At 70.1% G+C, this 12,229-nt stretch carries 12 protein-coding genes; 4 read left to right on the top strand and 8 right to left on the bottom strand.

All coding sequences use genetic code 11. The features are described from left to right. Window positions 1-3: 3 nt before the first annotated feature. The 5 genes from C7H84_RS24105 to C7H84_RS24085 are packed head-to-tail and all read right to left on the bottom strand — an operon-like array spanning window position 4 to window position 3,080. The gene (locus C7H84_RS24105) at window positions 4-210 is read right to left on the bottom strand and encodes a DUF1289 domain-containing protein (protein WP_121861118.1); all 207 of its coding nucleotides are present in this window, start codon (window positions 208-210) and stop codon (window positions 4-6) included. After that, window positions 207-713 (bottom strand): YbaK/EbsC family protein, encoded by a 507-nt coding sequence (locus tag C7H84_RS24100; protein ID WP_121861117.1) that lies wholly within the window; start codon window positions 711-713, stop codon window positions 207-209. Before C7H84_RS24100 ends, C7H84_RS24105 begins: the two co-directional genes overlap by 4 nt. 21 nt (window positions 714-734) lie before the next feature. Next, the gene (locus tag C7H84_RS24095) at window positions 735-1,667 is read right to left on the bottom strand and encodes a hydroxymethylglutaryl-CoA lyase (protein ID WP_121861116.1); all 933 of its coding nucleotides are present in this window, start codon (window positions 1,665-1,667) and stop codon (window positions 735-737) included. A 29-nt stretch (window positions 1,668-1,696) separates the two neighbouring features. Continuing rightward, window positions 1,697-2,638, bottom strand: a complete 942-nt coding sequence (locus C7H84_RS24090) for a glyoxylate/hydroxypyruvate reductase A (RefSeq protein WP_121861115.1) — start codon at window positions 2,636-2,638, stop codon at window positions 1,697-1,699. Window positions 2,639-2,642: 4 nt separating this feature from the next. Further along, window positions 2,643-3,080 (bottom strand): VOC family protein, encoded by a 438-nt coding sequence (locus C7H84_RS24085; protein WP_162999350.1) that lies wholly within the window; start codon window positions 3,078-3,080, stop codon window positions 2,643-2,645. 392 nt (window positions 3,081-3,472) lie between these two features. Between C7H84_RS24085 and C7H84_RS24080 the strand changes: the two genes are divergently transcribed. Next, the gene (locus C7H84_RS24080) at window positions 3,473-4,096 is read left to right on the top strand and encodes an alpha/beta hydrolase (RefSeq protein ID WP_121861114.1); all 624 of its coding nucleotides are present in this window, start codon (window positions 3,473-3,475) and stop codon (window positions 4,094-4,096) included. 69 nt (window positions 4,097-4,165) lie between these two features. On the opposite strand, the gene C7H84_RS24075 is transcribed toward C7H84_RS24080, so the two are convergent. Next, the gene (locus tag C7H84_RS24075) at window positions 4,166-6,286 is read right to left on the bottom strand and encodes a phospholipase C, phosphocholine-specific (protein ID WP_121861113.1); all 2,121 of its coding nucleotides are present in this window, start codon (window positions 6,284-6,286) and stop codon (window positions 4,166-4,168) included. Window positions 6,287-6,343: 57 nt separating this feature from the next. Then, the gene (locus C7H84_RS24070) at window positions 6,344-6,628 is read right to left on the bottom strand and encodes a hypothetical protein (protein ID WP_121861112.1); all 285 of its coding nucleotides are present in this window, start codon (window positions 6,626-6,628) and stop codon (window positions 6,344-6,346) included. A 609-nt stretch (window positions 6,629-7,237) separates the two neighbouring features. Between C7H84_RS24070 and C7H84_RS24065 the strand changes: the two genes are divergently transcribed. From C7H84_RS24065 to C7H84_RS24055, 3 genes are read left to right on the top strand one after another with little or no spacing between them, the layout of a single operon-like run. Further along, the gene (locus C7H84_RS24065; protein ID WP_121861111.1) at window positions 7,238-7,996 is read left to right on the top strand and encodes a 2Fe-2S iron-sulfur cluster-binding protein; all 759 of its coding nucleotides are present in this window, start codon (window positions 7,238-7,240) and stop codon (window positions 7,994-7,996) included. Window positions 7,997-8,015: 19 nt separating this feature from the next. Next, complete coding sequence (locus C7H84_RS24060; protein WP_121861110.1) at window positions 8,016-9,017, top strand: xanthine dehydrogenase family protein subunit M; 1,002 nt, start codon at window positions 8,016-8,018, stop codon at window positions 9,015-9,017. Then, entirely contained in the window at window positions 9,014-11,239 is a 2,226-nt protein-coding gene (locus tag C7H84_RS24055; protein ID WP_121861109.1) for a xanthine dehydrogenase family protein molybdopterin-binding subunit, read from the top strand. Before C7H84_RS24060 ends, C7H84_RS24055 begins: the two co-directional genes overlap by 4 nt. A 21-nt stretch (window positions 11,240-11,260) precedes the next feature. Here C7H84_RS24055 and C7H84_RS24050 read toward each other — a convergent pair whose 3' ends face one another. Beyond that, window positions 11,261-12,178, bottom strand: coding sequence for a LysR substrate-binding domain-containing protein (locus C7H84_RS24050; RefSeq protein WP_121861108.1), 918 nt, complete (start codon window positions 12,176-12,178; stop codon window positions 11,261-11,263). Between the last annotated feature and the right edge of the window lie 51 nt (window positions 12,179-12,229).

Here is a 12,229-nt window from a genome sequence, read left to right as displayed (position 1 = left end):
TTTTTATGCGCCGCTCCTGGCGAGCAGGCGCCTTCGCGCGTCGAGCCGCGCGAGCAGCAAGCGCCTCGCGTCGTCGTCCGACGCACGCCATCCCTTGATTTCGTCGCGCGTGCGCAGGCAGCCCGCGCACCAGTCGGTGCGCGGATCGATCCTGCAGACGTCGGTGCACGGCGATGCGACCGTGCCGACCATGACGGGCACGTCGCTCATGCGTCGTTGCGCAGCGCGACGTCGACGACCGGCGCGCGCGTCAGCGACACGAGTTCCTGCGGCGACAGGTTGAACACCGCGTGCGGATGGCCGGCGGCCGCCCACAGGCTGTCCAGCTCGAGCAGGTCGGCGTCGATCAGCGTGACCGGCTCGACGAGATGGCCGATCGGGCAGACGCCGCCGATCGCGTAGCCGGTGTTGTCGCGCACGAATTTCGCATCGGCGCGGCCGACCGCGCCGACTTGAGCGGCGACCTTCTTCTCGTCGACGCGGTTCACGCCGCTCGCGACGACGAGCACCGGCACGCCGTCCGATTCGCGGCGAAACAGGATCGACTTCGCGATCTGCGCGACCGAGCAGCCGAGCCCGGCCGCAGCCTCGGCGGAGGTCTTGCCGGTTTCGGCGAGCATCACGATGCCGTTCGCATGCCCGCGCTCGCGCAGCAGCAGCGCGACGCGTCGCGCGGAATCGGGAAGGGATTCGAAGGAAGTGGGTGTCGTCATGGGCGATCCGTGAAAGTCAGGTCAGACGCAGTTCGGCGCGTCGGCCGCGCTCTGCGCCTTGGCGAGCAGTGCACGACCGGCGCGCGACACGTTCGCGCGGCCGATCGCGTTCGAGATGAAGTCGCCGGCGGCGACCACCTGCTCAAGATCGATGCCGGTGTCGATGCCGAGGCCCTGCATCAGGTACAGCACGTCCTCGGTCGCGACGTTGCCGGTCGCGCCCTTCGCGTACGGGCAGCCGCCGAGGCCGGCCACCGACGCATGGAAGATCTCGATCCCTTCGAACAGCGCCGCGTAGATGTTCGCGAGCGCCTGGCCGTAGGTGTCGTGGAAGTGCCCCGACAGCCGTTCGCGCGGGAACACGCGCGTGACGGCCGACAGCACTTCGCGCGTGCGCTTCGGCGTGCCGACGCCGATCGTGTCGGCGATGTCGATCTCGTCGCAGCCGAGCGCGGCGAAGCGCTCGACGACGTCGACCACCGACGCGACCGGCACTTCACCCTGGTACGGGCAGCCGAGCGTGCACGACACGCTGCCGCGCAATCGCACGCCGGCATCCTTCGCCGCCTTCGCGACCGGCTCGAAGCGCGCGATGCTTTCCGCGATGCTGCAGTTGATGTTCCGTTGCGAGAACGCCTCGCTCGCCGCGCCGAAGATCACGACTTCGTCCGCGCGGGCGGCCAGTGCGTTCTCGAAGCCCTTCAGGTTCGGCGTGAGCACCGAATACACGGTGCCCGCGCGCCGCTCGATGCCGGCCATCACGTCGGCGCCGTCGGCCATCTGCGGCACCCATTTCGGCGACACGAACGACGCGGCCTCGATGTTGCGGAAGCCGGCGCGCGACAGACGATCGACGAGCGCGATCTTCACGTCGGTCGGCACGAAGGTCTTTTCGTTCTGCAGGCCGTCGCGCGGGCCGACTTCGACGATCTTGACGGCGGTGGGGAACGTCATGGTTGTCTCCGGTTTTGTGTAGGCGGAATTCAGTAGCCGCGCGCGTAGTCGACGATGCCGCTGACGCGCTCGCCGCGCTCCAACGCGCGGATCTTGCCGGCGATCTGCTCGACGGCTTCGTCGCGCAGCGTCTCGGCCGAACTGTGCGGCGTGATCGTGATGCGCGGCGCGTGCCAGAACGGGTGGTCGACCGGCAGCGGCTCGTGCTGGAACACATCGAGCGTCGCGGCGGCGACCTGGCCGCTCGCGAGCGCGTCGAGCAGGTCGGCTTCGACGAGATGCGCGCCGCGCGCGACGTTCACCACGTAGGCGCCCGGCGCGAGCTTCGCGAAGGTGCGTGCCGACAGGATCCCGTCGGTATCGCGCGTGCTCGGCAGCAGGTTGACGAGCACCTTCGCGCCGTCGATGCATGCATCGAACGCGCCGTCGCCGGCGAACGTCTCGATCCCGTCCAGCTGCTTCGGGCTGCGGCTGTAGCCGCGTACCGGCAGGCCGAGCGCCGCGAGCGCCTGCGCGACCTGCGCGCCGAGCACGCCCAGGCCGAGCACGGCCACGGTGAAGCGCGCGCGCGGATGCGGTTCGAGCGCTTGCCAGCGGCGCTCGCGCTGCAGCGCTTCGTATTCGTCGAAGCGGCGCAGGTAGCGCAGCACCGCGTGCGTCACGTATTCGATCATCTGCTGCGCCATGCCCGAATCCTCGAGGCGCACCAGCGGCACGTCGCGCGGCAGCGTGCCCGGATGCGCGCGATCGAGCGCCAGCAGCGCGTCGACGCCCGCGCCGAGGTTGAAGATCGCGCGCAGGCCGTCGCGCGGCGCGAACAGCTCGCGCGGCGCGCGCCACACGAGCGCGTAGTCGGCGGGGGCCGTGTCGCCCGGCTGCCACGCGCGCAGCTCGGCGTCGGGCAGCGCCTGCGCGATCGCGTCGCGCCATGCGTCGGCTTCCTGGTGCGGCGAGTAGAACAGGATCTTCATGCGCTTACTTCGCGAACAGCTGGCCGATGTCGGCGAATGCCTTGAATTCCAGCGCGTTGCCGCACGGATCGAGGAAGAACATCGTCGCCTGTTCGCCGACCTCGCCCTTGAAGCGGATGTGCGGCTCGATCACGAAGCGCGTGTTCGCGGCCTTCAGCTTGTCGGCGAGTGCGTGCCATTCGTCCATCGACAGCACGACGCCGAAATGGCGCACGGGCACGTCGTCGCCGTCGACCGGGTTGACCGCGCTTTTGCCGGTTTCGTCCGGCGCGAGGTGCGCGACGAGCTGGTGGCCGAAGAAGTCGAAGTCGACCCAGTGGTCGGAGCTGCGGCCTTCGGGGCAGCCGAGCAGGCCGCCGTAGAACGCGCGCGCGTCGATAAGGCTCGACACGGGGAAGGCGAGATGGAACGGGCGCAGCGCGCCGGCGGGCGTAGCGGACATCGGGCGTCTCCTGTCGATCGAACCGGCCCGGCGGCGGCCGGTTCGATCCGATGCATGGCAAGCGGGAAGCCAACATTCTACGGTTTCGCGGCGGGTTGCGCCGCCGCGGGGCGGTTGGGGCGCCCGAGCGGCCGGCACGGTTGGCGCGGTTGGCGCGGTTGGCACGGTTGGCGCGGTTGGCGCGGTTGGCACGGTTGGCACGGGCGGCACGAGGGGCATGAAGGACACGAAGGGCTCGGACGGCACAAGCGGCACAAGCGGCGCAAGCGACACGGCCGGCCGTCCCCGGTGGCCGTCCCCCCGCAAAAGCAAAGCACAAAATATTGGTTCGGCCGCCGTGCGCCGCGCGCCACAATCGAGCTCGTCTCCAAGCAAAGCAAGCGAGGGCAATCATGCGCGCATGCAGCAAATCGGCGTGGCCGCCGCGGCTCGTGACGGTTCCGGGCCTGCACGGCAGCGAAGGCGCCCACTGGCAGACCTGGCTCGAGCGGCAGTTCCCGCGTTCGCTGCGGGTCGAGCAGGCCGACTGGGACGCCCCCGATCTCGCCGGCTGGGCGCAGTCCGTGCGCGCACTGCTCGAGCGCGAGCGCGGCCCGTTCGTGCTGGCCGCGCACAGCTTCGGCTGCCTCGCGGCCGCGCATGCGCTCGCGCAATGGCCGCAGGTGGCCGATGTCGCGGGCGTGCTGCTCGTCGCGCCGGCCAGCCCGACGAAATTCACGTTCGCCGGGCCCTTCGATGCGCGCCGGCTCGCGGTGCCGTCGATCGTGATCGGCAGCGAAACCGACCCGTGGATGCCGCTCGCCGATGCGCGCACGCTCGCGCAGCGGCTCGGCAGCGCGTTCGTGAACCTCGGCGATGCCGGGCACATCAACACCGCGGCCGGCTACGGGCCGTGGCCGCGCGCGAAGTACTTCATCGACACACTGGTGCATTGCGCGGCACCGCTGCGCTTTCGCGAAGCGGACGACGGCTTCGACGCCGCGCTCGTCGACCGCGCGCTCGCGCACGCGATCTGACCTGACACTCACGGGCACGCGCCGCGCGGCCGCTGCCGCGCAACGCCGTGCCGCTACCCGCGGTTACCCTTACGACGCGGACACGGGCCGCACCGCGGCCGGATCCGAGTAGCTCGGCCGGCCATTCTCGACGTGGCCCGCGAAGCGGCGCGAGAACGTGCCGTTCGCGCCGTCGCTCACCGTGACGTCATACCAGTGATGGCTCGACGCGAGCGCCCATTGCTCGACGCGCTCGTCGCCGCCGTGCAGCGTCAGCTGGCGCGCGGGCGTGCCGTACGCGTTGTCGGTCAGCGTCAGCGTCACATGGCCCGCGCCATGGTTGCGCAGCTTCAGGTACAGGTTGCCGTTCGCGATGTCGTAGCCGGCCTTCACTTCCGGCTGCGCCTGGTTGCGACGGCGCGCGGTCGCGGCCGACACGTTGCCCGCGAACATCCGCACGAAGCCGTTCGGGCCGTACACCGAGAACGCATAGACGCCGTTCGTTTCCGTCAGGTCGAAGTCCGCGTGCAGCACGCGGCGTGCGCCGACCGTGTAGCGCCACGGGCCGTCGGTGCGGTTCGCCGCATACACCTGGAAGTGCGCGCCCTGGTTGCCGCGGTTCGCGAATTCGACGCGCAGCGTGTTGCCGCCGTAGAGGCTCGCGTTCACGTGCAGCTCGTAAGGCAGCGCGCGCGCCGGCCGCACGCCGGGTTCCTGCGGGTCGATCGGCGACGGCGTCGCGGGCACGCTCGGCGCCGGTTGCGACGTGCATTGCTGGTCGGCGATCGTGCGGTACTGGCTCGTATCGGGCAGCGTCGGGAACGTCGCATCGGACGAACGGAAGTCGAACGCGGCGGTGAGGTCGCCGCAGACGGTCCGGCGCCACGGCGTGATGTTCGGCTCGTCGACGCCGAAGCGTTCGCCGATGAAGCGGATCACCGACGTGTGGTCGAACACCTGCGAGCACACGAAGCCGCCCTTTGACCACGGCGACACGACCGTCATCGGCACACGCGGCCCGAGGCCGTACGGCAGCCCGTCGGCCGTGTAGCTGCCGCCGCGGCCGGGGTTCACGACCGTGTGCAGCTCGCCGTCGGTCGTCACGGTCGACGCGCCTTGCGCGGCCGACGTCGGCGGCTGCGGCGGCACGACGTGATCGAAGAAGCCGTCGTTTTCGTCGTACATGATGAACAGCACCGTCTTCGCCCAGACGTCCGGATTCGCCGTCAGCGCATCGAGGATCTGCGACGTGTAGTTCGCGCCGTACGCGGGCGTGTATTTCGGATGCTCGGAGAACGCAGCGGGCGGCAGCAGCCACGACACCTGCGGCAGCCGGTCGTTGATCACATCGTCCTTCAGGTTGTCGAGCGTGCGCACCGTCTGCGCGCGCTGGTACAGCGACGAGCCCGGCTTCGCATTGATGAAGTTCGTGAAGTTCTGCAGGATGTTCGTGCCGTAGTTGCCGTTGTACGGGTCGGCCCACGTCAGGCCCTGCTGGTAGATCTGCCACGACACGCCGTGCGCCTCGAGGCGTTCGGGGAAGGTCGTCCACGACAGCAGCTGATACGCGGGCGGCAGGTCGCCGTCGACGTAGTCGGCGTTGTCGAGCAGCGGGCCGCCGAACTTGCCGGTCGGGTCGACCGTCCCGGTCATCAGGTACGAACGGTTCGGGTGCGTCGGCCCCGGCAGCGAGCAGAAATAGTTGTCGCACACGGTGAACGCATCGGCGAGCGCGTAGTGGAACGGGATGTCCTCGCGCACGTGATAGCCCATCGTCATGTCGGTCTTGTTCGCCGGCCACTGGTCGTAGCGACCGCCGTCGATCGCCGCGTGGGTCTTCGCCCACGAGTGGTCGAGCGCGCCGAGACACTGCGCGCTGGTCGTCTTCGTGTCGAGCCGGAACGGCAGCACGGGTTTCGTCGGATCTTCCTTCGACGGCTGGTACCACACCGGCTTGCCGTTCGGCAGCGGAATCGGGAAGCGGTCGTTATAGCCGCGCACGCCGCGCAGGTGTCCGAAGTAATGGTCGAACGAGCGGTTCTCCTGCATGAACACGACGATGTGCTGGACATCGCGGATCGTGCCCGTGCCGCGTGCGGCCGGAATCGCGAGCGCGCGGCGGATCGATTCGGGAAACGCGTTGAGCGCGACGGCCGCGCCTGCGGATTGCGCGACGGTATGCAGGAAACGGCGGCGGCTGGATGACGTCATGTTATTTCACCTCGGTTCTGCGATCGGGGGACGGAAACGGAGACGGAAACGGCGCGCTCAGTGCGGCGACGAAGCGGCGGCGGCGGACGCGCCCGCGTTCGTCGCGGGCTTCGCGTCGTCGTCATCGTCGGGCGGGTAGTGGACGACGGGCGGCGCGAGCGGCGCGGCATCGGACGCGGCGGCGCTCGCGCCGGCATTGCTGTTGAATGCGCTCGCGGAGCCGGACGATGCGCTTGCCGGTTGCGAGGCGTCGGCCGCGTGCGTGTCGTGCGGCGCATCGTCGCTGCAGGCGGCGAAGAGCGTGGAGGCACATAGAACGACGACGAGGGCAACGCGACGCATGACTACTCTCCTGGCAGGCGGATCGTGAAACGTTTCCGAGTATGCCGGTGCGATGCGACGATTCGGTGAATCGTTTGCTACCGGCACATGATCGCGAACGGCTTTCGCAAAGCTGACCGAATGCTTTCGCGCGGGGCTCCCGGCGCGCGTGGTGGAATTTTCCAGCGGACGCAGCGGCCGGACGCATTTACACGCGTGTGCAACGGCGCGTGCAACGGCGTGCGCAACTGCGGGTGCAACGGCGCACCGCGTGCAACGCGACAGCGTGGTATCGCGATGCGTACATCCCGTGCGGTACGGCAAATGCGCGTCGGCAATCGACGGTCGATGGGGTGCCCGCCACGCCGAAAAACGGACGTTTTTGCCGATCTGCCAGCGCACTGACAGCCACGCGCCAGCGTAGCGACATGCATGCGCCATGCAAGCCGGCGCGGCTGGCCACGCGCGCGTTCACAGCCCGACCCGATGCCGGCCCGAGCGGGACGCGCTATGCGCGCATCGCCGCGGCACCGGAATTGCTAGGTGCCCCGATACGCGTGCTGTCCCGCGCGGCCATCCGCACAGGGGCGGCACATCCGCGTCCATCACACCATGGAGCGAGCAGAAGTCATGTCCAGCGAACGACCCCATTCCCCCAGTGCTGAACCCGCGCGCGATGCCGGCTCGCCGACACCCGCGCCCGGCCATTCAGCGGCGCCACCGGCGCCGCACGATACGCCGCCGCCGAGTGCCGCGCGCCGCCGCTTCCTGCAAACCGCGGCGGCGGCCGCGACGGCAAGCGCCGCATCGCACGTTCATGCGCAGCCCGCGCACGTGGCACCCGCATCGGTCCCCCCGCATCGCGAAGCGGTACCCGCGCAGCCGGTGCATCTCGACATCAACGGGCGCGCATACACGCTGCAACTCGAACCGCGCGTCACGCTGCTCGACGCGCTGCGCGAATACGCGGGGCTCACCGGCACGAAGAAGGGCTGCGACCGCGGGCAGTGCGGTGCGTGCACGGTGCTCGTCGACGGGCGGCGCATCAACGCGTGCCTGACGCTCGCGGTAATGCACGAAGGCGAGCGCATCACGACCGTCGAAGGGCTCGCGCGAGGCGGCGTGCTGAGCCCGGTGCAGCGCGCGTTCGTCGAACACGATGCGTTCCAGTGCGGCTACTGCACGTCCGGCCAGCTGTGTTCGGCGACCGCGCTGCTCGACGAATTCGCGTCGGGCGCGGCGAGCGCGGCCACCGACGACGTGCGGCGGCGCCCCGCGCAACTGTCGGACGACGAGATCCGCGAACGGATGAGCGGCAATCTGTGCCGCTGCGGCGCGTACTCGAACATCGTTGCCGCCGTGCGCGCCGCGCACGGATCGCGCACCTAGCCGACGGAGGGCACCGCAAATGGAAGCGATCTCCTACGAACGCGCAACCGACGTCGCCGGCGCGGTGCGCGCGGCGCAGCGGCCAGGCGCGGCGTTCATCGGCGGCGGCACGAACCTGCTCGACCTGATGAAGGGCGGTGTCGCGCGGCCCGTCGCGCTCATCGACATCACGCGCATCGCCGGACTCGACGCGGTCGATGCGTTGCCCGACGGCGGGCTGCGGATCGGTGCGCTCGTGCGCAACAGCGACGCGGCCGATCATCCGCGCGTCCGTGCCGACTATCCGCTGCTGTCGCAGGCGCTGCTCGCCGGTGCGTCCGCGCAATTGCGCAACATGGCGACCGTCGGCGGCAACCTGATGCAGCGCACGCGTTGCCCGTATTTCTACGACACCGCGTTCGCGCAATGCAACAAGCGCCAGCCCGGCAGCGGCTGCGCGGCCCTCGGCGGCCACAACCGGATGCACGCGATTCTCGGCGCCAGCCCGCAGTGCGTCGCGGTGAACCCGTCGGACATGAGTGTCGCGCTCGCAGCGCTCGATGCCGTCGTGCAGGTGAGCGGCCCGCGCGGCGCGCGGCAGATTCCGTTCGCGTCGTTTCACCGTTTGCCCGGCGACCGGCCCGATCTCGACACGACGCTCGAACCGGGCGAATTGATCACAGCGGTGGATCTGCCGCCGCCGCGCTTTGCGGACCATGCGCATTACCTGAAGGTGCGCGACCGCGCGAGCTACGCGTTCGCGCTGGTGTCGGTGGCCGCCGCGTTGCGGATGGACGGCCCGCGCGTCGCCGAGGCGCGGATCGCGCTCGGCGGCGTCGCGCACAAGCCGCTGCGCGCGACGGCCGCGGAGCAGCATCTCGCCGGGCACCCGCTGACCGACACGACGCTGCAGGAAGCGGCCGCGCTCGCGTTGCGCGATGCGCGGCCGCTCGACGGCAACGGCTTCAAGGTCGCGCTCGCGCAGCGCGCGATCGTCCGCGCAGTGAAAACGGCAGCAGGAACCGCGGGAGGTGTCGCATGAACACGTTGACCGGACAGCCTCTCGACCGTGTCGACGGCGTACTCAAGGTGACGGGCGGCGCGCACTACGCGGCCGAATTCGCCGATACGCGGCTCGCACATGCGGTGCTCGTCACCAGCACGATCGCATCCGGGCGCATCGCATCGATCGACACGGCGCGCGCACGCGCGATGCCAGGCGTGTTGCTCGTCATGACGCACGAGAATGCGATGCGGCTGCCCAACGGCGGCCGCCCGCCGCTGTCGCCGCCGGCCGGGCGCCGGCTCACGTTGCTGCAGGACGATACGGTGCGCTACAGCAACGAACCGGTCGCGGTCGTCGTCGCCGAAACGCTCGAGCAGGCGACCGACGCCGCGAATGCGGTACGGGTGCGCTATCGCGCGAGCAATGCCGCACTCGATTTCGCGCAGGGCAAGCGCGGCGCGCGCGTGCCGCCGAAGCAGCAGGGGCGACCGATGGACACACAGCGCGGCGACGTCGATGCCGGGCTGCGCGCCGGCGCGGTACACGTCGACGCCACCTACACGACGCCGATGCAGCACCACAACCCGATCGAGCCGCACGCGACGATGGCGCACTGGGACGGCCCGACACTCACGCTGCACGACGCGACGCAGGGCGTGTCGGGCGCGAGCACGGCGGTGGCGGCGGTATTCGGCATCGCGCCGGAACACGTGCGGGTGATTTCGCCGTTCCTCGGCGGCGGCTTCGGCTGCAAGGGCTCGTCGTGGTCGCACGTGTCGTTGTGCGCGATGGCCGCGCGGCAGGTCGGGCGCCCGGTGCGGCTCGTGCTGACGCGGCCGCAGATGTTCGGCCCGGTCGGCGGGCGGCCGTTCACCGAACAGCGCGTCGTGCTGGCAGCCCGCGAGGACGGCACGCTGACGGCGATGCGCCACGACTCGATCGTCACCACGTCGACGTTCGAGGACTGGACGGAAATGTGCGCGATGCCGTCGCGGATCATGTACGCGGTGCCGAACCAGGCGACCACGCACCGGATCGTGTCACTGAACGTCGGCACGCCGACGTTCATGCGCGCGCCCGGCGAGGCGTCCGGTTCGTTCGCGCTCGAATCGGCGATGGACGAGCTCGCATGGCGGCTCGGCATGGACCCGGTCGCACTGCGGCTCGCGAATTTCGCGGAAGTCGACCCGCAGGAGGGCAAGCCGTGGTCGAGCAACAAGCTGCGCGAATGCTACGAGGCCGGCGCGCGGCGCTTCGGCTGGTCGCGGCGTACCGGCGCGCCGCGCACGATGCGCGACGGCGACACGCTGATCGGTCTCGGGATGGCGGCCGCGACGTATCCCGCGAATCGCAGCGAGGCGTCGGCGCGGGCGCGCATCCTGCCGGATGGCACGGCGGAAGTCGCGTCGGGCACGCAGGACATCGGCACGGGAACGTACACGGTCATGACGCAGGTCGCCGCCGACGCGCTCGGCTTCGCGCCGCAGAACGTGCGCTTCGCGCTCGGCGATTCGAGCCTGCCGCGCGCGCCGGTATCGGGCGGCTCGCAATCGGCGGCGAGCGTCGCGCCGGCCGTGCGCGATGCCGCGCTGCAGGCGCGCGCGAAGCTGATCGCGCTGGCGATCGCCGATCCGGCGTCGCCGCTGCACGGTATCGCGGCCGATGACGTGACGGTCGACAACGGCTGGGTCGTGCATCGCGGCGAGCCGTCGCGACGCGATCCGGCCGCCGCGCTGATCGCGCGCGCGGGCGGACGGCCGATCGAAGCGGAGGCGACGTCGAAGCCGGGCGACGAGAAGTCGCGCTATGCGTCGCATTCGTTCGGCGCGGTGTTCGCCGAAGTGCACGTCGATGCCGAGCTCGGCACGATCCGTGTACCACGCATCGTCGGTGTGTACAGCGTCGGCAGCGTGCTCAATGCGAAGACCGCGCGCAGCCAGCTGATCGGCGGGATGGTGTGGGGGCTCGGCACCGCGCTCGAGGAAGGGTCGTATCTCGACGTACGGCATGGCCGTTTCACGAATGCGAATCTCGCCGAATATCACGTGCCCGTGAACGCGGATATCGGCGAGCTCGACGTGAGCTTCGTCGACGAACGCGACACGCATTTCAATCCGCTGGGCATTCGCGGGATCGGCGAGATCGGCATCACCGGCGTGCCGGCGGCGATCGCGAATGCCGTCCATCACGCGACGGGTGTGCGCGTGCGCGATCTGCCGATCACACTCGACAAGGTGGCGATGCCGACGCGCGCGTGAACGTCAGCATGAGTAGCGGCCTCAGCGGCGCGGCGTCCTGCGCCGCACTTCGCTGCGCAGCCAGTCGAGCCACGTGCGAATCGCGGCTTCGTGCGGATGACCGGGGCGCCACACCACGTAGTGCGCATACACGTCGGTGATGCGCACCGTCGACACGCGCACGAGCGTGCCGGCCGCCAGCTCCGGTTCGATCAGCGAGCGCCGTGCGAGCGCGACGCCGCGGCCTTTCAGCGTCGCGTCGATCAGCGCGTTCGCATCGGTGAAGCGCGGCGCGCGCGCCGATTCGGTGAGGTCGAGGCGCGCGGCCTGGAACCACGGTTCCCACGGCTGCGCGGGGTGGCGCAGCAGCGTCGCGCGCACGAGATCGGCCGGTGCACGCGGCGCGATGCCGTCGCGATTGCGGTATGCGGGGCTCGCGACCGGAAAGACCGTCTCGTTCATCAGCTTCTCGGCGACGACGCCCGGCCACGTGCCGGGCCCGTAACGCAGCGCGACGTCGATTCGGTCGCGCTTGCGCAGCGGCGCGAGTGCCGCGTCCGGATGCAGCACGATCGCGATCTGCGGATGCGCGGCCGCGAAGCGCGGCAGGCGCGGTGCGAGCCAGCGTTCGGCGACGCTCGGCAGCACGCTCACGTTCAGCGTGACGTCGCAGGTGCGCGGCCTGCGCTGCGCGAGCGCAGGTTCGAACGCGCGTTCGAGCACGCTCAGGCCCTGGCGCACCTGCAGCACCAGGGCATGCGCGGCATGCGTCGGCGTCGCGCCGTTGCGTTCCCGCGTGAACAGCGGATAGCCGAGCTGCGCTTCGAGCGCACGAATGTGCTGGCTGACCGCGCCTTGCGTGAGCGCGAGTTCGTCGGCCGCGCGCGTGAAGCTCTGCAGCCGCACGGCGGCTTCGAACGCGCGCAGCGTCTGCAGTGGAGGGAGGTGAATGCGTCGCATCGCGCATTAGTATCACTAATGCGTGAGCACGACAATTCATCGTTTGCGATG

Source organism: Burkholderia sp. Nafp2/4-1b, assembly GCF_003635165.1.
Classification (GTDB): domain Bacteria; phylum Pseudomonadota; class Gammaproteobacteria; order Burkholderiales; family Burkholderiaceae; genus Burkholderia.
The sequence above is the reverse complement of the archived record's forward strand: the minus strand, read 5'-3'. Positions and strand labels throughout refer to the sequence as shown.